Genomic DNA, 21,320 nt, shown 5'->3' with positions numbered 1-21,320 from the left:
ATAAGGATTATCACCATGGCAGACAACAAACCGATCAATTGGGCCTATCCGTTCAAGACCGCCGGCGAAGACAGTAAAGAAGTCAGCGATCCGCAGATATATCTCGATGTCTTGGCCAAAGCCAAAGATGGCTTCTATCCCATGGGGGCCAATGGTCTTTGGCATGGAGGCGTGCATTTCGATGACAACACCGCAGGGAGCCTTGACCAGTCCTCGATTCGTTGCATCGCGGACGGCGAGGTGATTGCCTACCGGATCGACCAGCGCTATCCCACCACCCAATATGGTGACGGCCGCGCGGTCGTGCATCTGCCGTTCTCAACAGGGTTCGTATTGGTCAGGCATCGTCTCGTACTGCCGTCTTTACCTGCACCGACCGCTCCTGGTGGTGAGCCAGGCGACACCACAACAGCCGCAACACCTACAGATACAGCCGCGTCATCGGCTGCGAGCACAGAAAGCGCGCCAGCCAGTGAAGGGCTGACTTTTTACAGCCTGTATATGCACCTGCTCGACTGGGACAGCTATAAATCCGCCACTGCCCCTGAGCCCGCAGATTTCCTTGCGCCGACCTGCTATGCGGTCAAGTCCACCACTAATGATCCGCTTGTGGGCTTGCGAGTCCGTGCATTGAACGACGACGGAACGAACAAAGTGCTCGCCTTGCTCCCCAAGGGCTGTAAGGTCACGCTCGGCGAAGCGCACAGCATCAAGACGAAATATAAAAAGCTGCTCAGCATTGATGAAGGCATGGCCATACCCGCCCTACCGGCAGGTACCGAGGGCTGGGTGTATGAGGCTGAACTGACCGACAACACCGTAGCGGATAAGGCCACGGATACTGAGTCCGAGCTTACCCTTAGTCATCAGGGGGTGAGGGTTCGCAGGGAGGGCAAAGGTAATGGCGCGATCATTGGCGTATTGCCGCGTGGTGCCACTCTCAAGGTGGGCGAGAAACAGAGAAGCGGTTATTGCAAGGTACTGGAGGTCATGGACTATCGCGGCGTACCCGCACTGCCCAACGGGGCGGATGGCAAACCGCTAGGCTACGTTTTCTTCGACGCACTCGAAACACAGAAAACCGAGCCCAGTGCGCTGGATAGCGTTCATATCTTGCCCAAACCATACTCGATCAAGGCCGGTGAACTGGTAGGGCATATAGGTAAGTACCAGAACCAAGACGAAGGCACGGCCAAGAAACGCCTGCACTTGGAAGTGTTCACCAGTGAGGACGTCCCGGCCTTTATCGAAAAAAGCCGTGCTATCGGGGAAAAGCTACCCGACGAACAGAAGACCCTGATCAAGGTGGACAAGGGCTCGAAGATCGTCCAGCCCGCCGCCGCCGATGCACAAGTCGAAGCGAACGTGGACGTGCGCCTCTGCAGCGACTCCCCCAAGGCCGGTTGCTGGGCCAAGGTGCAGAAGTACGCTATCTGCAACGCTGACAAGAACAGCGAGCTGGGCAGTTACAACTCGACAAAGCTTACCTACACGCTAGGCGCTGCGCAGAAGACCATCCTGGCATCCCGAATGGGCGTCAACGCTGCGGATATGCCGGATCAGGTCGACTTTCTCAAGGTGTATTCCAATTCGGCCGATGGGGGCGACCCTCATGACTACGAGAGCGGCAGCATCCCTTCGACCCATCCATGGCGCAAAATCGGTGCTGTTGTTGGTAAACCCTTCTGGGTCAAACGATCCGCACTGAACGCCCAAGGCCGGCGTACGAGCACAGCAGGCTCGCTTGATGCCTGGAGCGAGTTCCCTCTGTACAGTGGGCTCGAAGGTGAAGCCAGTGGTTACGTACGCATACTGCCCGCCAGCTCCTGGGATGCCTTGCCCGATGAACGCAAAGCCATCGACGCTGAGCAAGTACGCTGGTGGTATGTCACTGTCGGAGATATGGAAGGCAACGACATCTCCGGTTGGGCACCAGAAAAAGATCTGGTCGTCACACGTCACTCCCCTTGGGAATGGCCAGGTTTCAGTACCCTCCAAGACAAAGTCTCGCTGGACGCCCACCTGGCAAGAACCCTCGACGCCGCCGGGCGTGCTACAGAAGAGGAAACCGAGAGCTACGCGGCCTTGATCGAAGAGGCCGAGCGCGGCCCTATCCTCAGCAAGCTGTACGAAATCATCGACCAGCCAGACGAAAAGGGCGTCCGCGATAACAAGCTTACTCCAGAGGAATTCAAGGCTGCCCTCGCCAAACCCTGGTTGGCACAGCAGCTTTCCCTACTGATTAGCCAGCATGAAAGCGAATGGTTCTGGAACGAGAGCAAATGGAATCAGCTAGACAAGCTGATGGAGCACACGCCGGAAGATCCGAATCCTCAGTGGGTACGCGAGAAGGAGCGAATTAAAACGCTCAGCTGGTGGAAGGAATTGGCAGGGCAGCCAGGGATAGCGGCGGATGGAATGGCTTGGCATTTTCAGCCGGTGGAACTAGTGACTAATCACATTGAGTCAGAATTCAAGTTCACCCTAGAAATGCTGAAGTATATGTTCCCTTCAGCGAATGATGACCATCTACAACAACTAATTGAAGAGATTAACCCCAGAATTGGCTTTTACAAACTAGATACTCCTCTCCGTAGAAATCATTTTTTTGCGCAAACAATGCAAGAGGTCGGTTCTTCTTTATCCCTACATAGTGAAAATCTTAACTATGCATCACTGGCTTTGCCAGGGCTATTTCGCTATTTCCAAATACATCCTGATGAAGCTGAGCTGTACGGGAGAACAAGCGAACACCCTGCCAATCAGGAGGCCATAGCAAATCGAGCCTACGCAAACAGGAATGGAAACGGAGGTGTCTCCAGCGGAGATGGCTGGCGATATAGAGGTAGAGGCATAATACAGTTAACTGGAAGAATTAATTATCGTAACTTCACAACCTGGCACTCTGAAAATTCCGACAAATGGCCTGCAGATGCCGAACTGGACTTTGAAGAAAACGAGCACCTGACCGATGAATTGAAATACGCTGCTCGTTCAGCGGCATTCTTTTGGCTCTACGGAAAAATATATGAGGATGCAGATATAGGATCGACACAGAGTGATGTCGATAGAGTTACTAGGCGCATAAATCCTGGGTTATTCTCTAACCCGCCTAGCCCACAAAAAACAAATAGCATTGCGGGCAGAAGAAGCAACTTTGAAAGACTGGTTAATTGGGGTGGGTTAAATGGCTAACAAGATAGTATATTTTTCTTTTTTAATAGCACTGTTCATCTTGCGTGCAGCACATGGCGCAGAGATTTTAAAAGATAGAGAGCTTGATGAGTCGACTTTGTGCATGGAATACGAAGAGATATACTTTAGCTGCCATCTAAGAGGAAAAGGCTCTATTGTTTCCATATGCTCATCTGCCAATAACTCCCCCAAAGAGGGATACGTTCAATATAGATATGGCACGCATGAAAATATTGAGCTTAATTTTCCAAAAAACAAAATTCCTCCGCAAGGTATATTTTCATTAACCGACGTTACCGAGGGTAGCATTCGAGGAATGCACATAAAGTTCACTAGCGGTGCTTACACGTATGTAGTGTCCTCCGTTATGCCAGGTGGCCTATATGTAACAAGGAATAACAAGGTGGTGTTTGATGCCTACTGTTCATCGGGAAAAAATATAACATTTCCCGATGCAGCATATAGGGGGATAGAACAACATCCCATGACCGAGGTTGATTTACATTAGAATAAAGGGGGCAGATTTATTTATGGCTGGATCTGGTGGTGATGCAATCAACGGGGCAGTGTCATTGATATTTAGAAATTCCCGACCTTTTTCACTCGGCACTACATGTTCCGCTCTTTAACAATCAACCCGCAACATACTTGGCGTCATCTGACGCCAAGTGAGGCTATCAGTCAGCCCTACCGCGTCGATGTGGAATTGATCAGCGAACGCCCGGATCTCGTGGCCAGCCTGCTGCATCAGCGCACTTTCCTCGCCTTATCCAGAGCGAAGGACTAATTTTGATAGATTATGGAGTGCAGAGGTGTTCGAATGACATATCTTGTTTTTGATACTGCCGCGCATAAGCCTTATTTGCTTTCGAAGATGGCTGGCTTTTGAGAGTTTGGGGAATTGGATGATGCGTATATTTTTTGTCTTGGTCTTTTCTATATGCTTTCCGTTAGTGGTAAATGGCTCGGAAAGCCATATGCCTATTTTTATGTGCAAAACGAAAAATAATAATAATATTGAGGTGTATAGAGATGGAGATATGGTGACCTATTCGTTTGGTAGAAGCGATTACCCGCCAGAACTTAAATTGACACGGTCAATGGCAGATTTAGAGGTCGCAATAGGCAGTGTTTCTGGGGATGAAATTTCGAATTCTATAACTTTTTCAAATGGCGCGTATGCGTACAGAGTAATGACAACGATTAATAAAGTGGCTGCGACGCAAGAGCCCAGGCATGGGGTCTTGGTCAATAAAAAAACTAAGTGCTTAGCCTATATAGACTGCGTTCCAGAAACTGTGCAGGGAAGTTTGCTTGATTTGGAGTGAGCAATGCGGGGCAGGCATGATAGATGGCAATGTATTCCGTGCCGCTAGATAGACTCAACAAGAGAAAGGAGTGCGCATGTGGTTGGTAGGACGATAGTTGCTGCGTTACTTTGTATTGGATTGGCTCATGCAGAAAGGGCAGAAAGGGGACAGATTTATTTTTGGCCGAGAGAGGGACGATAATTTCGGGCTGAACCAAGCGATGAACATCAGGATGAAGAAGCGCCCACTGCAACACACCGCACACCAAGTACTGCTATGCGCCCTGTCCTGCGGATACCTGGCAGGCTGCAGCGCCCTTGAGCTCGAAACCATTACCTATCCAGAAGCCCTCACCCACTATCAGGAAGGCGGCGGTATCGAGAATTACCGGTGCGCGCTGGTGCCAGCCGATGAGCAGTACCAAGCGCTGCCTGACTCCCAGCCGATCGCCGTGGAAATCGATGAGGTGTTGTTGGTCAAGATCGACGGCTCTATCCAGGCGCTGCAACAGACCGAAATCACCGAGACCCTCGCGGCATACGCCCATGCTGGCATGAGTGCCAGGCTGTCCACGCTCAGGCAGCTCAACCAGACCGAATACAACGAGTCGGATGACCGCCACGTCGACCTTACCTTCGATGCGGGCGGCAAGACTACGATCTATAGAACCTTTGGGAAGGCCTGCGGACTCTGATCACTCAAGGCGAGAACCCCTAACAGAATGCAACGATAAATTTGCTAAAGGTGATAGTCCTCGCCATATCAGAGGTAATCAGGATGTTCGGTGTCAATTACAGGTATTCGTTCTTCTTGCTCTTTTTTACATTCCCGGCTCTTAGCGATGCCGTTGAAAAGTCATGTGAAGTGATTGAGGCCTCCCAACAAGTCGCCCAGTGCGCGGAATATGCTAAAGCGCAGTCGGATAAACTTTTGAATTCAGCCTATAAGGCAGCTCTTGACCGCATCAGGCATCAGTACAGGCAAGCGCCCCTGATGGCGGATCAGTATATTTCTCTGCTGCGTGGGGCGCAGCGAGAATGGATCAAGCTACGAGACGCCGATTGCAAACTTGAGGCCTTTGAAATAGAGGAAACTGCAGAAGCGTATCAGGTAACGATCAACAACTGCATAGCAAGGATGAGTAACGATAGGACGATGTATTTGGAGCGTATAGCACCTGACATATGAGCGCCATTAGCATCCATGGATAAGGTAGTTACACCCTTTATTATCCGACACATGAGCCGTGAGTAAGATCCAAGGGCGCAGATGCCAAGATCATATGGAAGTAAACATGACGGACGATATTTGGCGCTCACCGTCCTCCTGATGTTGGCCAATGCCCTGGCCGCGGAAACGCTGCATCCCGAAGGCCTGTCCGCACTGCAGGAGCTGCGCATCGCAGAGGGTAACGACGATGCCCAGAGCCTGCTGATCACCGACCGCGCAGGCACGGTGGTGCTCGATACGGACAAGGTCCTGCCGCGTATCGAGAACGAATTCTCGCCCAACAGCTACGACGGCTACCTGGCAGAGCTGCTCGCCGAGCGCCAGGCCAGGGCAACGGCCATCGATCTGCAGGGCGAGCGCCATGCCCTGCTTTCGCCCGCCACCCAGGCCGGGGATTACCTGCTGCTGATCACCCGTGAAGAGGGCAATGGCGCCTACAACTTCAACCTGAAGTTCAGGTACGACGGCGCCACGAAGTCCTTCGCGCTGAGCCAGATCCTGCTCAACGAGAACGACGCCCAGTGCGACCGGTCACTGCTGAGCAGCTATGCGATGGACAGCAAGGCCCTTGGCGCCACGTCGATCGCCGACTTCGATGGTAGCCGCGCCTTCGGCACGCTGAGGGCGTTGCGTCTGGCGCACCAGACATCGGCCAGCACGGCGGAGAAACTGATGCCCGAGGCGGTCGCCAGCAATTTCGACGCCGCTCTGAAGGCTTACCAGGCGGGTAACGCACAAGAACTGAAAACCCTCGTCGGCTACTTCCTCTCAAGCGACGAGGATGGCGCTTGCGGCCCCGGCAACTATATCGTCGAGAAATACTACTTCCCGCAAAGGGTCGGTTGGTCGAACGACCTGGGCTTTCTGTTCGAGCAGGCCGGTCATTACCCGGAGGCGGTGGAATTGCTGCAGCACATCACCCGCAGGCACCCGGACAGGGTCGTCGCCAACCTCAACCTGGCGGATGCCTACTGGGCGCTGGGCGAGCGGGAGCAGGCCCGGGAAGCCTACGGCCAGTACCATGACAAGATGCTCGCCGCCCAGAAGCAGGCGAGAATTCCGCCGCGAGTACTGGAGCGGAAGTAGCGCGCAGCAATCAGGGCCGCTCTGCGGCCAATGCCTGCTCCAGCGCGCCCGCTTCCTTGAATGCCTGCTGCGTCAGCAGGCGACCATCCTCTAACTGCAACCACAACACTTCGCCCTCGCCAGCCGGATAACGGGGAGCGATGCGGGCGTCGCGGTCGAGCAGGATGCGGTAGTTGTAGTCGCGCATCTTCGGCAGGGCGAAGAGGCTGGCGATGACGCCGGGCATGTGGCTGATATCGGCGAGGAACACCGCCTGGCGCTCTTCCAGGTAGCCCTTGGGCTTGCCTTGCAGGGCGGCGTTGACCAGCTTGGCGCCGGCCATGTCGCGGGCAACCAGCAGGATGCGGGTTCTATCGTTCAGGGTGTAGGGCACGTCATGCTGATCGAGCAGGGTCCAGGGCGCCAGGCGCTCGCCGGGCTCCAGAGCCAGTGCGGCGGTCGACAGCAGGCACAGCAACAGCAGGGCGGCAGCTTTCATGCGTGGACTCCGGGGGTGATCAGTAGAGGTCTTCGTCGGTCACCAGACGCACTTCGCCAGCGTCCATGGCGTAGGCGGCGTCGGCCAGGTCGTTGCTGATCTTTTCCACCTTCAGCGTGCCGCTGACCCACAGCGGGGCGTAGATGTCTTCGAGCGCAATGCCCCTGGGGTAGCGCACCAGCACCAGCTGGTTGGGCGGCGGTGGCGGCACGTGGATGCAGGCGCCCGGATAGGGCACCAGGAAGAACAGGGTGCTGTTGCCTTTCTCGTCGCTTTCCAGCGGCACGGGATAGCCACCCAGGCGAATGTCCTTGCCGTCGAGTTCGGCCACGGTCTTGGTGGAGTACATCACGGCCGGCAGGTCCTGGTCCTGCTGGCGCAGGCCGCCTTCGCCGTAGAAGGTGCTGTCGCCCTCCGGAGTGTCGTGGCTGATTTCGGGCATTTCCTCGAGGGCCTTGCGGTCCTCGGGCGGCATCAGGTCGAGCCAGTCGGTTTCCGGCAGTTCGGCGTGAGCCAGGCCGGTGCACAGCAGCAGGGCGAGAAGCAGGTGGCGCATGGTGGTTGGAGTCTCTCGGCGTTGGCAATCGACAGCCGGCACGCCATGGGTGCCGGCTTCGAGGAAGGTCTGTCAGTCCTTCTTGATCGCGCCGTAGATTACCAGCAGAACGATGGCGCCGATCACCGCACCGATGAAACCGGCGGCCTCCCCGGCTTCGTAGATGCCCAGCGCCTGGCCGCCGTAGGTGGCGGCGATGGAGCCGCCGATGCCGAGCAGGATGGTCATGATCCAGCCCATGCTGTCATCGCCGGGTTTGAGGAAGCGTGCGACCAGACCGACGATCAGGCCGATGAAAATGGTGCCGATAATGCCCATTGGCGTATCTCCTTGGTGAGTGCCGCTTGTGCGGCAGGCCCACATGGGACAGGTCGATGGGGCGGTCAGTTCGTCTCGTCGGGCGGCAGGACGCCATAGCGATGGTAGATCAGGGCTACTTCACCTTCTGCGCGCATGCGTTCGAGCTCGGCGCTCAGGCGGTCGTAGAGAGCGCGCCGATCGCTCTGGTAGCGTTTGAGCGAGGCACCGAAGTGGTTGCCCAGCACCTGTTGGTGCGCATAGTGGGCGTAGCTGAAATCATCGAAGCCCAGGCTGGCGAACTGCGCTTCCATCGGCATTACGTCCAGCACGGCGATGGTGTCGAGACGTCCGGCGCGAAACATCGCGGCCAGCTGCGCATCGTCGCTGGCATAGACCCGGGTCAGGCGCTCGTCGCTGTCGAAGGGTTCGAAATAGACGGTGCCGCGTTTGACGCCGACCGACAGACGGTGCAGGTCCTCATAGCGCTTGAGCTCCGCCTCGCGCCCCGGGTGTACCACGAAGCGGATGTTCAGTTGCTGATTGCCGATGCTGGGCAGGAAGTGGATGTACTCGCGCCGCTGTTCGGTGAGCAGCACGCGCGGCACCAGATCGACCCGACCCGAGCGCAGGTCGTCGAGGCTGCGCAGGAAGGGCGCCTGACGCCAGTACAGGCGCACGCCGATGCGCTGTGCGGCGGTTTCTAGCACGCTGATCAGCGGGCCGCTGGGGATGCCGTCGACCGCGCGCATTTCCGGCGGGCGCTCACGGAAATCGACCCGTAGAACCTCTTCCGCCCCGACGCAGGTCAGGGCGAACAGCATGGGCAGCAGAGCAAGTAGGCGCTTCATGGATAGGCTCTTGGACGACGGCCGTCGTTCAGGAGTCTAGCCGTGAATTGCCCTTTTAGCGCTTGGCGATCAGTGCCTGTACCGCTGCGATGCCGCTATCCAGGGCGGCCCGATCGGCACTGCGCAGGGTGGCGTGGCCGACCTTGCGGCCGACCTTGAAGGCCTTGCCGTAGTGGTGCAGGTGGCAGTCGGCGATGCTGATCACCTTGTCCACCGGCGGCACTTCACCAATGAAATTGAGCATCGCGCTCTCGCCCAGCTTGGCAGTGGAGCCCAGCGGCAGGCCGGCGACAGCGCGCAGGTGGTTCTCGAACTGGCTGCATTCGGCGCCTTCGATGGTCCAGTGCCCTGAGTTGTGCACGCGCGGGGCGATCTCGTTGGCCTTGAGGCCGTCGTCCACCTCGAAGAACTCGAAGGCCAGCACGCCGACGTAGTCGAGCTTGTCCAGCACGCGACCGACGTAGTCCTCGGCCAGCGCCTGCAGCGGGTGATCGGTGCTGGCGATGGACAGGGCGAGGATGCCGCTGTCGTGGGTGTTGTGCACCAGCGGGTAGAAACGGGTTTCGCCATCGCGGGCGCGCACGGCGATCAGCGACACCTCGCCGGTAAAGGGCACGAAGCCTTCGAGGATGCACGGCACGCTGCCCAGCTCGGCGAAGGCGCCAGTGACGTCTTCGGCCTTGCGCAGGACCTTCTGGCCCTTGCCGTCATAGCCCAGGGTGCGGGTCTTCATCACCGCCGGCAGGCCGATGCTGGCCACCGCGGCATCGAGGTCGGCCTGCGACTGGATGTCGGCGAACTCCGGCGTGGGAATGCCCAGCTCGCGGAACATGGATTTTTCGAACCAGCGGTCACGGGCGATGCGCAGGGCTTCGGCGCTGGGGTAGACCGGCACGAACTGCGAGAGGAAGGCCACGGTTTCCGCCGGCACGCTCTCGAATTCGAAGGTGACCAGATCGACCTCGTCGGCCAGCTGGCGCAGGTGATCCTGATCGCCGTAGTCGGCGCGGATATGCTCGCCAAGCGCCTGGGCGCAGGCGTCCGGCGCCGGGTCGAGGAAGGCGAAATTCATGCCCAGCGGGGTGCCCGCCAGGGCCATCATGCGGCCCAGCTGGCCGCCACCGATCACACCGATTTTCATCGCATCATGCCTCGCGCGGGTCCGGGTTGCTCAGCACGGTATCGGTCTGCTCCTGGCGGAACTGCTTGAGCGCCGCATGGAACTGCGGGTGCTGGTGACCGAGGATGCTGGCGGCGAGCAGGGCGGCGTTGACCGCGCCAGCCTTGCCGATGGCCAGGGTGGCGACCGGGATGCCGGCCGGCATCTGCACGATCGACAGCAGCGAGTCGACGCCCGAGAGCATGGACGACTGTACCGGCACGCCAAGCACCGGCAGATGGGTCTTGGCCGCGCACATGCCCGGCAGGTGAGCGGCGCCACCGGCACCGGCGATGATCACCTGGATGCCGCGGGCTTCCGCCTCTTCGGCGTACTGGAACAGCAGGTCCGGGGTGCGGTGGGCGGAAACCACCTTGACCTCGTGGGGAATGCCCAGCTTGTCCAGCATCTCGGCGGTGTGGCTAAGGGTGGACCAATCGGACTTGGAGCCCATGATCACGCCAACCAGTGCGCTCATCGTCGTGCCTCTTCTCTCGGGCGCCTCGCGGCGCGTCAAAAACCAACAAGCCACGCGGGCGGGCCAGCGTGGCTTGTCATGATTCGTTGGCCGGGTGCTGCCGGCCGAAGGCCGCGCAGTATAACGCAAAGCCAGCGCTGGCGGGCAGGGGCGATGACCGTTTGTCATGCGGCGTGGGGGCAGAGGGATAAAACCGCGCAAACCTTGCTCTGGAGCAATGCCGGCGTGGGCTGCGCGCGCACACTGGGCAGACACTCGCATGGAAGAGGAACAGCGTATGAACCAGACCATGAAAGCCGCAGTCGTCCACGCCTTCGGGCAGCCGCTGCGTATCGAGGAGGTGCAAACCCCGCTACCCGGCCCGGGGCAGATTCTGGTGAAGATCGAAGCGTCGGGTGTATGTCACACCGACCTGCACGCCGCCGAAGGCGACTGGCCGGTGAAGCCGAGCCTGCCGTTCATTCCCGGTCACGAGGGCGTCGGCTACGTGGTGGCGGTCGGCAGCGGCGTGACTCGGGTGAGGGAAGGCGACCGTGTCGGTGTGCCCTGGCTCTACACCGCCTGTGGCTGCTGCGAGCACTGCCTGACCGGCTGGGAGACGCTCTGCGAGAGTCAGCAGAACACCGGTTATTCGATCAACGGCGGCTATGCCGAGTACGTGCTGGCTGACCCCAACTATGTCGGTATCCTGCCGAAGAACGTCGATTTCCTTGAAATCGCACCGATCCTTTGCGCAGGCGTGACGGTGTACAAGGGCCTCAAGGAAACCAAGGCACGCCCTGGCCAGTGGGTGGCCATCTCCGGCATCGGCGGCCTCGGTCATGTGGCTGTGCAGTACGCCCGCGCCATGGGCCTGCACGTGGTCGCGGTGGATGTCGACGATGCCAAGCTGGAACTGGCGCGCAAGCTCGGCGCCAGCCTGACCATCAATGCACGCAAGGAAGACCCAGCCGAAGTGGTGCAGCGTGATATCGGTGGCGCTCACGGCGTGCTGGTCACCGCGGTGTCCAACGCCGCCTTCGGCCAGGCCATCGGCATGGCACGCCGGCACGGCACGATCGCGCTGGTCGGCCTGCCGCCGGGCGACTTCCCCACGCCGATCTTCGATGTGGTGCTCAAGGCCATCAGCATCACCGGCTCGATCGTCGGCACCCGCGCCGATCTGCAGGAGGCGCTGGATTTTGCCGGCGAGGGCCTGGTCAAGGCCACGGTGCACAGCGACAGCCTGGACAACATCAACGGCATCTTCGAACAGATGCGCGGTGGGCAGATCGAGGGGCGCGTGGTGCTGAGGTTCTGAGCCGAGTGATCACGGACAGGTAATTTCCTACAGGGCAGACGCGCAAGGGCGCACAGATCGTCGGTTGGCGGCTGGCTATACTGTGCGCTCTTCATCCGTACAAGGACGTGCCCAATGAAACCCTGCCTTGCGTTATTCGCCCTTTCTCTGCTGTCCGTCCAGGTCTCGGCCATCGAACTGGCCAAGCATCCCCAGGTATTCGATGCCGGTCAGGGCGTGAGCCTGGCGCTGGCGCCCTCTGCCGACGGCAAGCAGGCCCTGGTGCAGGTCCGCGGCATCAACCACCCGCTCGACGAAGTGGTGTTTCTCACCGACGTCCGCGAGCTGGGCAACGAGCAGCGCGACTACGGCATTCGCCTCGATGGTCGTGACTACAACCTGCTGAACAAGCGCCGCGCCTGGAGCGGCGAGAGCTACCAGCTCAACCTGCCCAATACCCAGGGCTTCGAGCTCAGCTACAGCGAGGACAAGACCAAGGCGCTGAAGCCCAAGGACCTGCTGGCGATCTACCAGAAGCAGGAGAAGGACGGCGTTCAGGCGCGCCTGGCGGCCTTCGATCGCAAGCAGCGCCTGGCCGACTACAGTGCCCGCCTGCAGGAGATGGATGGCGAAGCCTCCAAGGCCTGCGGTACGCCGCTGAAGACCCAGGTGGACTGGAGCGCGATCAGCGACGATCAGCTGATCGGCCTCAGCGTGCCGAGCTTCTGTGGCGAAGTGGTCAACCAGATGGCCTATCTGTGCGGGCGTGACGATCGCTACAAGGCCGAAGCCAAGACCCTCAAGGGCGTCGACTGCCGCTTCGGCGAGGCGCTGAAACTGCACGAGAAGGACGGCCAGCTGCAGTTCACCACCCACCCGGATGAAGCCAACCAGGGCGACTTCATCAACGCCATCCTGCGTAATCGCTGATCTTCGGTGGCGGGCTGCGGCCCGCCACCTGCGGCATATTTCTTGCGTTCTTTTGTCCATCTGCACCGACGGAACGCATCATGCTGCATGCCTCGCTGACCACCCTGCACGTGGTTTCCCTGATCCTGCAACGCTTCGCCGACCAGCCCGAGCTGCACCCGCAATTGCTGGCCGGGAGCGGGATTGGTGCGGCCGATCTGGACAATGCCGACGCGCGCATCACCCGGGTGCAGGAGCTGCAGGTATGCGCCAATGCCCTGGCCCTGCGGGCCGACCTTGGGCTGGAGTTGGGGCGCAGTCTGCATGTTTCCTCCTATGGGCTGCTGGGTTACGCCGCGCTCTCGGCTGCCACCTTTGGTGACGCCTGGCGCCTGCTGCTGCAGTACCCGGCCCTGCTCGGTACCTACTTCCGCCTGGAGCTGCAGGTGGAGGGCGAGTTGGCCTGGATCTGCGCGGGTGGCTATCGCGATGCCGCGACGCTGGAGGTGTTCAACGTGGAGATGTGCCTGGCCTCGCTGAAACTGATCGGTGACGAGCTGCTGGGCCAGCCGCTGCCGCTCAAGGCTGCCGAGTTCACCCATGCCCGGCCGCGCTACGTGAAGCGCTATGCGCACAGCTTTCCCTGCCCACTGCGTTTTGCCGCGCAGCGCAACGCCTTCGCCTTTCCCGCCGAGTGGCTGGAACGCCGCCTGCCGCTGGCCGACAGCGTCACCCATGGCGACATGGTGGAACGCTGCCGGCGCCTGAACGCCGAGTTCAGCAGCCGCCAGGCCTGGCTGGAGCGGGTACGCCAGCTACTCGCCGCGCAGTTGGCCGAGCCGCCGGGGCTGGAGAACCTGGCGCAGCAGATGCACTGTTCGCCGCGTACCCTGCGCCGTCACCTGCAGGAGTTGGGCACCAGCTACCAGGGCCTGCTCGATGAGCTGCGCTTCGAGCGCGCCAAGGCGCTACTCAACGAAGAGCAATGGCCGGTGTACCGCATCGCCGAGGTGCTGGGCTTCAGCGAAACCGCCAGCTTTCGTCATGCCTTCCAACGCTGGAGCGGCGTGCCGCCGAGTCGCTTTCGTGCGTAGCCCGGATGTAATCCGGGAATACCCGGCACCTTTTCCCGGATTGCATCCGGGCTACGGGTAATCGCCGTGGGAGCGGCTTCAGCCGTGATAAAGCTCGCCGCTGAAGCGGCTCCTACAGGTCGGGCTCTGCACGGTGCGGTACATCTGCGGCGCGTAGCCCGGATGTAATCCGGGAATATCCGGCACCTTATCCCCGGATTGCATCCGGGCTACGGGAGATTACCGTGGGAGCGACTTCAGCCGCGATAAAGCTCGCCGCTAAAGCGCCTCCCACGGGGCTCATCCCTCTCCTGTACGTTGCGATACATCTGCAGCGCGTCGCTCGGCTGTATCCGGGCTACGGACGATCACCGTAGGAGCGGCTTCAGCCGCGATATAAGGCTCGCCGCTGAAGCGCCTCCTACAGGTGCGCTCACTCCTCCGCCTGCACGTTGCGGTACATCTGCAAGCGCGCGGCCTCGTGCAGGCCACGGCTCAGTGCCAGCAGGCGCTGGAATTCCTCCGGGTGGCGTTTGGCGACGTTGTCGCGTGGCGTCGGCGAGCGCAGGTCGTGCAGGGTCGGCGAGCTGCCGTCGTGCTGCATCTGCACGAGAAAATCGCGGGTCACCGCGCCGATCACCGGGAAGCTGCCTTCCTGCAGCACCAGCGGTACCACGCGCTCGCCTTCCGGCGCTGGCAGTTGCAGGTCGCGACCGAGACCGCCGTTGTCGAACGGCACGCCCACCAGGCCGGCCACGGTCGGCAGCAGGTCGGCCAGGCCCACGGCTTCGTCGAACTCACGTGGCGCCAGCCATTTCGGCGCGTGGATCAGCAGCGGTACGTTGTTGCTCTCCAGCCCCAGTTGCTCGAAGGCCGGCGCCATGTGCGGGATCTGGCTGATGCGGGTGTTGTGGTCGCCGAAGAAGACGAAAATGCTGTCGTCGTAGAAGCCCTGCTCCTTCGCCAGCTCCATCAGGCGACCGATATTGAAGTCCAGCAGGCGCACCGCGTTGTACTGCTCGACGCTGCGCGAACCGGCCTGCTGCACCTGCTCCAGCGGCAGGTCGAGCGGCTCGAAACCGTCGTTGTACTTGGGGATGGTGAAGGGCCTGTGGTTGCCGGAGGTCTGCAGGTAGGCGAAGAACGGCTTGTCCTTGGGTAGGGCGCCGAGGATGCGCGTACTTTCCTTGAAGAAATCCAGATCGGATATGCCCCACACGTCCACCTGTGGCGACTGCCAGTGGCGCTCCTCATAGAGCTGCACGCCGTCGATGCTCTGGCGAATCAGCGCGTTGATGTTGGCCCAGCCGGCATTGCCGCCGATCATGTAGAACTTCTCATACCCGTCCAATGCGTTGATCAGCGTGCGCTGGCGGGCGATCAATGGGTTGCGTGTGGCGGTCTCCTGCCGCGACACGTCTGGGATGCCGGTGATGCTCGCCCATACCGTCTTGGCGGTACCGGTGACCGGCACGTAAAAGTGGCGGAAGAACCAGCTTTGCTGGGCCAGGCGATCCAGATTCGGCGTCGGGTTCAGCGGGTTGCCGTAGGCACCCACGGCACTGGTGCCGAGGGATTCGAGCATGACGAAAATCACGTTGGGCGGGCGCTCGGCCTGGATGCGATGTGCCTGCACCGGCTGATGACGGAAGAAGTTCAGCCCCTGCGCATCGCGTTCGCTGACGCCCAGGTAATCGGCCACCACGTCGTAGTGCTCGCGCGTGGCGGCCTCGTCGAAGGCGGCGGGTTCGAGCTTGAGGGTGTCGAAGAGAAACAGCGCCGGGTTGAGGCCGAGCGCGCCGATCTGGCCGTTGCCACTGTAGAAGGCATCGCTCCAGCGCAGCGGCACCGGGTTTTCCAGGTTCAGCGCGCTGACGCGGCCGAGCAGGCCGAAGAACACCAGCACGCTCACCACCGCCGTACCGCCGATTGCCGGCAACGCGCCTACCCGCTGCGTTTGCGGGCGATCCAGGGTGACGCGTTCCAGACGCAGCAGCGCCCAGGCCCACAGCGTCACACCGGCCAGCCAGGCCAGGGTGATCCACAGCACCGGGTAGGTCTGCCAGAGCATGCCGGCGGAAATCTGCGCATCGCCGGCAAAGCGCAGCACGGTGGCGTTGAGGCGCACGCCCAGGTAGGCGTAGTGGCCGAAGTCGATGATATACAGCAGGCCCAGCGACGCCACGGCCAGCAGCAGGTAGCCGCGCAGCAGCCAGCGCACCGCGCGAAAGCGCGCCAGGCGCAGCTTCGGCAGCGCCAGCAGGAGGCCTGCCGGCAGCATCAGCAGCAGGGCCAGGCGCAGGTCGAAGCGCAGGCCGATGCCGAGGGTGCGCAGCACGTCCGGGTCGCTGAGGCTGTCGACGGCGGAGAAGCCCAGTAGAAACAGCCCGCGCAGGGCCGCGAAGAGGACGAACAGCAGCGCCGTCAGGCCTGCGAGATAATGCAGGCGGCGGGATTTCAGCCAGCTCATGCGAGTTTCCTTGTCGGTCGGGCCAGCAGCCAGCGCACAGCGGCGCTGAGCAAGGCGCCCAGGCTATAGAGGGCCAGGTAGGGGTCGATCAGGTAGTCCCAGTAGTTTTCCGAGGCACCCAGGCGCAGGGCGAAGGCCAGGGTCGCCAGCACCAAGGCCAGCGCGCCGAGCCAGCTACGCTGGACGATCAGCACCGCGCACAGCAGGCCCAGCACCAGCAGCATTGGTCGCGGCGCGAAGCCGAGCTGGTAGGGGTCGGCATAACTCAGGCCCAGCGCCGCCGGGTAGAGCAGCACGGCCAGGCCGGCGAACAGTGCCAGGCTGGCCAGGCGATCACGGGCGCCGGCAGGAGGCACGCCGAAGCGGCACAGGGTCGCCCAGCCCAGCAGCACCAGGCTGGCCACCGACAGGTCGCCGATGTAGGTGCGCAACTGCAACGCCAGGCTGATGCCCTGCAGCGGCACCAGGCTGAGCAGCAGACAGCCCGTCAGCAGGACGCCGCGTTGTGTCGTATTGCGCGTCAGTCGCGTGAAGATCAGGAAAGCCAGCAGGGCAAAGGCCAGGTGCGGCAGCCAGAAGTCAGTCATGCGGGCGGCGCTCCGACAGCCAGGCCTCGTTGAAGGCCAGGTGCTTGATGAACATGTCGTTCCACGAATAGACCAGGTGGTAGGTACCCTCGCGGTCACGGGTGAAGTAGGGGTACTCGTAGTCGAAGGTGCAGCCTTCGGCGCTGCACATGCGCGCGCTCACCCGCTCGAGGAACTGCGCCTGCTGCTCGGGCTTGCCGCCGCTGGTGCGGAATTTTTCGCTGACCACGGCAGGAAATTCGTCGCGCGGGATCGGTTCGCCCCAGGGGTTGGGCGTCTCGTCCAGCTCGCCCAGGGTGCGCCAGTTGCCTAGCTTGGCATCGGTGGCGTAGAGGGTCAGACGGAAGCGGCCGTCCTCCAGGTCATTCATCGCCACCAGCAGGCTGCCGTCGGGGCGACCGACCGCCGCCAGGGACGAGTTGGGGTTGCTCGGCTCCACTGGCTGCGGCCGGCTCCAGCTACGCCCGGCGTCCTCACTGTAGCTGGCCAGTACACGGTGATGCTCCTCACCGGCGTAACGCAGCAGGGCAACGGCACGATTTTCGTTCAGCGGCACTACGGTGGGCTGCAACGAATAGCGCCCTTTGCCGATGCGGTACTTGCCCAATACTTCACCTTTCGCGCTCAGGTGCAGGTATTCGGGAAACTTGCCGAGGAACTCGTGGTAAACCGGCAGGCCGATGCTGCCGTCGGCATGAAACACCGGCGCGGCGCGCACCAGGGTGCTGATGTTGAGAAAGGGACTGGTGACCAGTTGGCGGGGCGCCGACCAGGTTTCACCGAGGTCCTCGGAGACCATGGCGTTGACCGCGCTACCGGCCCAGCCACCGAGAGACACCGAGACGTAGAACAGCCACAGGCGGTTGTCTGGCGCCAGGCTGATCACCGGGTTGCCCAGCTTGCGGATGTGCTTGCCGACCGCACGCTGGGTGGCCTCACGGGTGGCCAGTACGCGTTCGGCGCTCCACTGGCCGCTGGCGGCATCGAAGCGCGCGGCGCGGATCTGCACATCGGCTGCGCCTTCGCGTGTTCCGGCGAACCAGGCCGCCATCAGATCGCCGCCGGGCAGGCCGGTGATGGAGGCGGAGTGAACGAAATCCTCCAGGTCTGATGAGGCGAAGTGCGCGGCCAGGGCGGGTGCAGAGTCGGTTGCGGGCGTCGCCGACTGGCTGGCGAAGGGGGCCAGCGCATGGGGCGTGGCGCCGAGCCAGGCCCAGGTGAACACCGTGGCTGCGCCCAGCAGCAGGGCGCAGGTCTTGAAGGTCGAGGTCATGATCGGTGGTTCAGGGATGTCTTGGCGAGGCCAGGTGCGAGCTGGCGACTTCTTCTACCGGGCGGGCATCGACCGGGTCGTAGTAGATCTCCAGCTTGCGACCGGTGGCATCGAAGCCATAGATCTCGTAGCAGTGACCGGGGGTGATGCGAAACTTGGTGATCTGCACGCCCTGGCGTTTCATCTGCTCGCGAAACTGCGACTCGGGCATCCAGGCACTGCGGTCGGGGCGGGCACAATCGGTATCGGCCATCAGCGGCGTAGCGCCGAGCAGCAGCAGGCCGCCGAGGGCGGTACGGGCAAGGTGGGACATGGCGGCTCTCTCGTCACGGGGCACCGGCCCCAGGGCCGGCGCCAGGGCTGCGATCAGTCTTCGATCTCGGTCTTCACGGCCTTGCCACTGACCGGGTCGTGGTAGATCTCGACCTTGCGGCCCTCCCTGTCGAAGCCGTAGATCTCGTAGCAGTTGCCTTCGGTGATCTTGAACTTGTTGATCCTGTAGCCATCGGCCACGAGCTTGGCCTGGAACTGGTCGGGGTCCTGCCAGGTGGAGCGGTCGGTCGTGGTGCATTCGGTCTTGGCGAAGGCCGGCGCGGTGCAGGCCAGCAGGGCGGAAGCGAGCAGTAGACGACGCATGGTGAGGCTCCTCATGGGGTTCGGAGCCGCCACCTTCGGCGCGCAGGCTTAACGAAAGCTTAAGCCTCACACCTCGTTACATCTTGCCAACGGGCATCCGCGCGGTAGCGCAATTTGGCCATTTCGATCCCCTTTTGGCCGTTGCCAGCGTTCTCGACGCCGGCCGAGCAGGCGAACAATGCAGGCACAACAACGAGCCTGGAGCGCTTTGCATGCTCACCTACTACAGCGACGACCACCACCTGCACCACGGCAAATGCGAGCTGATCGACGGGCAACTGATGCCCTGCTTCGAGAAGCCGCAGCGCGCCGACCACATCCTCGCGCGCGTTAAGAATCGCCAGCTCGGCGAGGTTCGCGCACCCAGGGATTTCGGCCTGGCGCCCATCGAGCGCATCCACAGCAAGGCCTACCTGGAATTCTTCAAGGGCGCCTGGGCGAGCTGGCAGGAGCAGGGCGGCAAGGGCGACCTGCTGCCGTTCACCTGGCCGGCGCGCACCCTGCGGCGGATGATCCCCAATGACCTGCACGGCCAGCTCGGCTACTACAGTTTCGACGGCGGTGCGCCGATCACCGCCGGTACCTGGCAGGCCGCCTACAGCGCCGCGCAGGTGGCGCTCAGCGCCCAGGCCGAGATCGCCAATGGCGCCCACAGCGCCTTCGCCCTGTGCCGTCCGCCAGGCCACCACGCCGCTGGCGACGTGATGGGCGGTTACTGCTACCTGAACAACGCCGCCATCGCCGCCCAGGCCTTCCTCGATCAGGGCCGCAGGAAGGTCGCCATCCTCGATGTCGATTACCACCACGGCAACGGCACTCAGGACATCTTCTACCAGCGCAGCGACGTGCTGTTCGCCTCGATTCACGGCGATCCCGCCGAGGAATTCCCGTTCTTCCTGGGCTATGCCGACGAACTGGGCGAGGGCGCCGGTGAGGGCTGCAACTTCAACTACCCGTTGCCCATGGGCAGCACCTGGGAAACCTGGAGCGCGGCGCTGGAGCAGGCCTGCCAGCGCATCGCCGACTACGGCGCCGAGGTGCTGGTGGTGTCGCTGGGCGTGGACACCTACATGGAAGACCCGATCTCGCAGTTCAAGCTCGACAGCCCGGACTACCTGGCCATGGGCCGGCGCATCGCCGCGCTGGGCCTGCCGACCCTGTTCATCATGGAAGGCGGCTACGCGGTGGAGGCCATCGGCGTCAACGCGGTCAACGTGCTGGAAGGTTTCGAGGGCGCCTGAGCGGCGCCTTGTTCGCGATCAAGAACCTGCCAAACAAGAGCAACATTTCAAGGGTGAGAAACGATGAAAGCCATCAAACAGATGCTCGGCGCCGCCCTGTGCGGCGCCACCCTGCTCAGCGGCGCGGTGCAGGCCAAGGAGCTGCGCGTGTACAACTGGGCGGATTACATCCTCCCGGAGGTACCCAAGGACTTTCAGAAGGAGTCCGGTATCCAGATCACCTGGGACACCTTCGAAACCAACGAGGCGCTGGAAGCCAAGCTGCTTACCGGCAACTCCGGCTATGACCTGGTGATCCCATCCAACCAGTTCCTCGAAACCCAGATCAAGGCCGGCGTATTCGCCCCGCTGGACAAGTCCAAGCTGCCCAACTGGAAGAACCTCGACCCGGTGCTGCTCGGCCTGCTGGAGAAGAACGACCCGGGCAACCAGTACGGCGTGCCCTACATGTACGGCACCGTGCTGATCGGCTACAACCCGGACAAGGTCAAGGCCGCACTCGGCGACGATGCGCCGGTCAACAGCTGGGATCTGGTGTTCAAACCCGAGTACATGGAGAAGCTGAAATCCTGCGGCGTGGCCATGCTCGACTCGCCTACCGAGATCATCCCCATCGCCCTGCACTATCTGGGCCTTGATCCCAACAGCACCAACCCGGCCGACTACGACAAGGTCACCGAGCTGCTGCTGAAAGTGCGTCCGTACGTGGCCTACTTCCATTCGGCCAAGTACATGACCGATATCGCCAACGGCGACATCTGCGTGGCCATCGGCTATTCGGGCAGCTTCTACCAGTTCGCCAACCGCGCCAAGGAAGCCGGCAACGGCGTGGTGATCAACTGGCGTCTGCCGAAAGAAGGCGCGCCGATCTGGTTCGACACCTGGGCCATCCCCAAGAGCGCGAAGAACGTCGACGAAGCCCACGCCTTCATCAACCACCTGCTCGAACCCAAGGTGATCGCGCCGATCAGCGACTTCCTCGGCTACCCCAACCCCAACGTGCCGGGCATGCAGCTGGTGGGCGCGGAAATCGCCGACGATCACGATCTGACCCCGACCCCGGAGCTGCAGAAGTCGCTGTACGTGGTGCAGCCGCTGCCGCAGAAGATCGAGCGCGTACGTACGCGGGCGTGGACCTCGATCAAGTCGGGTAAATGATTCGTCGCTAACGGCTCGCGGTTGAAGCGCGATGCCGCCCAGCCGCTCCTACAA

At 61.4% G+C, this 21,320-nt stretch carries 22 protein-coding genes; 11 read left to right on the top strand and 11 right to left on the bottom strand.

The window, feature by feature from the left end; all coding sequences use genetic code 11:
- The first annotated feature begins 15 nt into the window (after positions 1-15).
- From BLS61_RS13065 to BLS61_RS13050, 6 genes are all read left to right on the top strand, one after another.
- The gene (locus BLS61_RS13065) at positions 16-3,195 is read left to right on the top strand and encodes a hypothetical protein (RefSeq protein WP_090431491.1); all 3,180 of its coding nucleotides are present in this window, start codon (positions 16-18) and stop codon (positions 3,193-3,195) included.
- Positions 3,188-3,703: a hypothetical protein gene (locus BLS61_RS23460; RefSeq protein ID WP_139205555.1), complete on the top strand. Its 516-nt coding sequence runs from the start codon at positions 3,188-3,190 to the stop codon at positions 3,701-3,703. Before BLS61_RS13065 ends, BLS61_RS23460 begins: the two co-directional genes overlap by 8 nt.
- Positions 3,704-4,172: 469 nt before the next feature.
- On the top strand, positions 4,173-4,523 hold the full coding sequence (locus tag BLS61_RS23455) for a hypothetical protein (RefSeq protein ID WP_139205554.1): 351 nt from the start codon (positions 4,173-4,175) through the stop codon (positions 4,521-4,523).
- A gap of 97 nt (positions 4,524-4,620) precedes the next feature.
- Positions 4,621-5,199, top strand: coding sequence for a hypothetical protein (locus BLS61_RS13060; protein WP_244157950.1), 579 nt, complete (start codon positions 4,621-4,623; stop codon positions 5,197-5,199).
- Between the two features lie 83 nt (positions 5,200-5,282).
- The gene (locus tag BLS61_RS13055) at positions 5,283-5,693 is read left to right on the top strand and encodes a lysozyme inhibitor LprI family protein (RefSeq protein ID WP_090431816.1); all 411 of its coding nucleotides are present in this window, start codon (positions 5,283-5,285) and stop codon (positions 5,691-5,693) included.
- A 141-nt stretch (positions 5,694-5,834) separates the two neighbouring features.
- Positions 5,835-6,821, top strand: a complete 987-nt coding sequence (locus BLS61_RS13050; RefSeq protein WP_208598803.1) for a tetratricopeptide repeat protein — start codon at positions 5,835-5,837, stop codon at positions 6,819-6,821.
- A gap of 10 nt (positions 6,822-6,831) precedes the next feature.
- On the opposite strand, the gene BLS61_RS13045 is transcribed toward BLS61_RS13050, so the two are convergent.
- The 6 genes from BLS61_RS13045 to purE all read right to left on the bottom strand — a co-directional run bounded on the left by BLS61_RS13045 (position 6,832) and on the right by purE (position 10,640).
- Positions 6,832-7,299, bottom strand: coding sequence for an FAD/FMN-containing dehydrogenase (locus BLS61_RS13045; RefSeq protein WP_090431487.1), 468 nt, complete (start codon positions 7,297-7,299; stop codon positions 6,832-6,834).
- A 19-nt stretch (positions 7,300-7,318) separates the two neighbouring features.
- Positions 7,319-7,855, bottom strand: a complete 537-nt coding sequence (locus tag BLS61_RS13040; RefSeq protein ID WP_090431485.1) for a DUF3299 domain-containing protein — start codon at positions 7,853-7,855, stop codon at positions 7,319-7,321.
- A 72-nt stretch (positions 7,856-7,927) separates the two neighbouring features.
- Entirely contained in the window at positions 7,928-8,173 is a 246-nt protein-coding gene (locus BLS61_RS13035) for a GlsB/YeaQ/YmgE family stress response membrane protein (protein ID WP_090431483.1), read from the bottom strand.
- A 65-nt stretch (positions 8,174-8,238) separates the two neighbouring features.
- Positions 8,239-9,003, bottom strand: coding sequence for a substrate-binding periplasmic protein (locus BLS61_RS13030; protein ID WP_090431481.1), 765 nt, complete (start codon positions 9,001-9,003; stop codon positions 8,239-8,241).
- Positions 9,004-9,058: 55 nt separating this feature from the next.
- Positions 9,059-10,144 carry a 5-(carboxyamino)imidazole ribonucleotide synthase gene (locus tag BLS61_RS13025; protein WP_090431479.1) on the bottom strand — a complete coding sequence of 362 codons (1,086 nt, stop codon included), beginning with the start codon at positions 10,142-10,144 and terminating at the stop codon, positions 9,059-9,061.
- A 4-nt stretch (positions 10,145-10,148) separates the two neighbouring features.
- Positions 10,149-10,640, bottom strand: a complete 492-nt coding sequence (purE, locus tag BLS61_RS13020) for a 5-(carboxyamino)imidazole ribonucleotide mutase (protein WP_003242109.1) — start codon at positions 10,638-10,640, stop codon at positions 10,149-10,151.
- 277 nt (positions 10,641-10,917) lie between these two features.
- On the opposite strand from purE, the gene adhP reads away from it, so the two are divergent.
- The 3 genes from adhP to BLS61_RS13005 all read left to right on the top strand — a co-directional run bounded on the left by adhP (position 10,918) and on the right by BLS61_RS13005 (position 13,922).
- The gene (adhP, locus tag BLS61_RS13015; RefSeq protein ID WP_090431477.1) at positions 10,918-11,940 is read left to right on the top strand and encodes an alcohol dehydrogenase AdhP; all 1,023 of its coding nucleotides are present in this window, start codon (positions 10,918-10,920) and stop codon (positions 11,938-11,940) included.
- A 114-nt stretch (positions 11,941-12,054) separates the two neighbouring features.
- The gene (locus BLS61_RS13010) at positions 12,055-12,849 is read left to right on the top strand and encodes a hypothetical protein (RefSeq protein ID WP_090431475.1); all 795 of its coding nucleotides are present in this window, start codon (positions 12,055-12,057) and stop codon (positions 12,847-12,849) included.
- 80 nt (positions 12,850-12,929) lie between these two features.
- The gene (locus tag BLS61_RS13005) at positions 12,930-13,922 is read left to right on the top strand and encodes an AraC family transcriptional regulator (RefSeq protein WP_090431473.1); all 993 of its coding nucleotides are present in this window, start codon (positions 12,930-12,932) and stop codon (positions 13,920-13,922) included.
- A 412-nt stretch (positions 13,923-14,334) separates the two neighbouring features.
- Here the strand turns inward: BLS61_RS13005 and BLS61_RS13000 are convergent, their stop codons facing one another.
- Genes BLS61_RS13000 through BLS61_RS12980 form a run of 5 tightly spaced genes read right to left on the bottom strand, consistent with a single transcriptional unit; the run spans position 14,335 to position 18,867 of the window.
- Positions 14,335-16,371 carry an LTA synthase family protein gene (locus BLS61_RS13000; protein ID WP_090431471.1) on the bottom strand — a complete coding sequence of 679 codons (2,037 nt, stop codon included), beginning with the start codon at positions 16,369-16,371 and terminating at the stop codon, positions 14,335-14,337.
- Positions 16,368-16,958, bottom strand: coding sequence for a hypothetical protein (locus BLS61_RS12995; protein WP_090431469.1), 591 nt, complete (start codon positions 16,956-16,958; stop codon positions 16,368-16,370). The genes BLS61_RS13000 and BLS61_RS12995 overlap by 4 nt, the downstream gene beginning before the upstream one ends.
- Entirely contained in the window at positions 16,951-18,231 is a 1,281-nt protein-coding gene (locus tag BLS61_RS12990; protein ID WP_090431467.1) for a sialidase family protein, read from the bottom strand. The genes BLS61_RS12995 and BLS61_RS12990 overlap by 8 nt, the downstream gene beginning before the upstream one ends.
- A 10-nt stretch (positions 18,232-18,241) precedes the next feature.
- Entirely contained in the window at positions 18,242-18,544 is a 303-nt protein-coding gene (locus tag BLS61_RS12985) for a PepSY domain-containing protein (protein WP_090431465.1), read from the bottom strand.
- Positions 18,545-18,597: 53 nt separating this feature from the next.
- Positions 18,598-18,867: a PepSY domain-containing protein gene (locus BLS61_RS12980; RefSeq protein WP_090431464.1), complete on the bottom strand. Its 270-nt coding sequence runs from the start codon at positions 18,865-18,867 to the stop codon at positions 18,598-18,600.
- A gap of 212 nt (positions 18,868-19,079) precedes the next feature.
- Between BLS61_RS12980 and BLS61_RS12975 the strand changes: the two genes are divergently transcribed.
- Both BLS61_RS12975 and BLS61_RS12970 read left to right on the top strand, forming a co-directional pair.
- Complete coding sequence (locus tag BLS61_RS12975; RefSeq protein ID WP_090431462.1) at positions 19,080-20,108, top strand: histone deacetylase family protein; 1,029 nt, start codon at positions 19,080-19,082, stop codon at positions 20,106-20,108.
- Positions 20,109-20,171: 63 nt separating this feature from the next.
- Positions 20,172-21,266 (top strand): polyamine ABC transporter substrate-binding protein, encoded by a 1,095-nt coding sequence (locus BLS61_RS12970; RefSeq protein ID WP_090431460.1) that lies wholly within the window; start codon positions 20,172-20,174, stop codon positions 21,264-21,266.
- The last annotated feature ends 54 nt before the right edge of the window (positions 21,267-21,320 follow it).

The sequence above is a fragment of the Ectopseudomonas guguanensis genome (assembly GCF_900104265.1).
GTDB classification, from domain to species: Bacteria; Pseudomonadota; Gammaproteobacteria; order Pseudomonadales; family Pseudomonadaceae; genus Aquipseudomonas; species Aquipseudomonas guguanensis.
This window is presented reverse-complemented; position numbering and strand designations above follow the sequence as displayed.

Excerpts from the sequence above, each read along its gene's own strand:
- BLS61_RS13065 (WP_090431491.1), top strand. The coding sequence starts at position 16 with ATGGCAGACAACAAACCGATCAATTGGGCCTATCCGTTCAAGACCGCC.
- BLS61_RS23460 (WP_139205555.1), top strand. The coding sequence starts at position 3,188 with ATGGCTAACAAGATAGTATATTTTTCTTTTTTAATAGCACTGTTCATC.
- BLS61_RS23455 (WP_139205554.1), top strand. The coding sequence starts at position 4,173 with ATGCCTATTTTTATGTGCAAAACGAAAAATAATAATAATATTGAGGTG.
- BLS61_RS13055 (WP_090431816.1), top strand. The coding sequence starts at position 5,283 with ATGTTCGGTGTCAATTACAGGTATTCGTTCTTCTTGCTCTTTTTTACA.
- BLS61_RS13050 (WP_208598803.1), top strand. The coding sequence starts at position 5,835 with ATGTTGGCCAATGCCCTGGCCGCGGAAACGCTGCATCCCGAAGGCCTG.
- BLS61_RS13045 (WP_090431487.1), bottom strand. The coding sequence starts at position 7,299 with ATGAAAGCTGCCGCCCTGCTGTTGCTGTGCCTGCTGTCGACCGCCGCA.
- BLS61_RS13040 (WP_090431485.1), bottom strand. The coding sequence starts at position 7,855 with ATGCGCCACCTGCTTCTCGCCCTGCTGCTGTGCACCGGCCTGGCTCAC.
- BLS61_RS13035 (WP_090431483.1), bottom strand. The coding sequence starts at position 8,173 with ATGGGCATTATCGGCACCATTTTCATCGGCCTGATCGTCGGTCTGGTC.
- BLS61_RS13030 (WP_090431481.1), bottom strand. The coding sequence starts at position 9,003 with ATGAAGCGCCTACTTGCTCTGCTGCCCATGCTGTTCGCCCTGACCTGC.
- BLS61_RS13025 (WP_090431479.1), bottom strand. The coding sequence starts at position 10,144 with ATGAAAATCGGTGTGATCGGTGGCGGCCAGCTGGGCCGCATGATGGCC.
- purE (WP_003242109.1), bottom strand. The coding sequence starts at position 10,640 with ATGAGCGCACTGGTTGGCGTGATCATGGGCTCCAAGTCCGATTGGTCC.
- adhP (WP_090431477.1), top strand. The coding sequence starts at position 10,918 with ATGAACCAGACCATGAAAGCCGCAGTCGTCCACGCCTTCGGGCAGCCG.
- BLS61_RS13010 (WP_090431475.1), top strand. The coding sequence starts at position 12,055 with ATGAAACCCTGCCTTGCGTTATTCGCCCTTTCTCTGCTGTCCGTCCAG.
- BLS61_RS13005 (WP_090431473.1), top strand. The coding sequence starts at position 12,930 with ATGCTGCATGCCTCGCTGACCACCCTGCACGTGGTTTCCCTGATCCTG.
- BLS61_RS13000 (WP_090431471.1), bottom strand. The coding sequence starts at position 16,371 with ATGAGCTGGCTGAAATCCCGCCGCCTGCATTATCTCGCAGGCCTGACG.
- BLS61_RS12995 (WP_090431469.1), bottom strand. The coding sequence starts at position 16,958 with ATGACTGACTTCTGGCTGCCGCACCTGGCCTTTGCCCTGCTGGCTTTC.
- BLS61_RS12990 (WP_090431467.1), bottom strand. The coding sequence starts at position 18,231 with ATGACCTCGACCTTCAAGACCTGCGCCCTGCTGCTGGGCGCAGCCACG.
- BLS61_RS12985 (WP_090431465.1), bottom strand. The coding sequence starts at position 18,544 with ATGTCCCACCTTGCCCGTACCGCCCTCGGCGGCCTGCTGCTGCTCGGC.
- BLS61_RS12980 (WP_090431464.1), bottom strand. The coding sequence starts at position 18,867 with ATGCGTCGTCTACTGCTCGCTTCCGCCCTGCTGGCCTGCACCGCGCCG.
- BLS61_RS12975 (WP_090431462.1), top strand. The coding sequence starts at position 19,080 with ATGCTCACCTACTACAGCGACGACCACCACCTGCACCACGGCAAATGC.
- BLS61_RS12970 (WP_090431460.1), top strand. The coding sequence starts at position 20,172 with ATGAAAGCCATCAAACAGATGCTCGGCGCCGCCCTGTGCGGCGCCACC.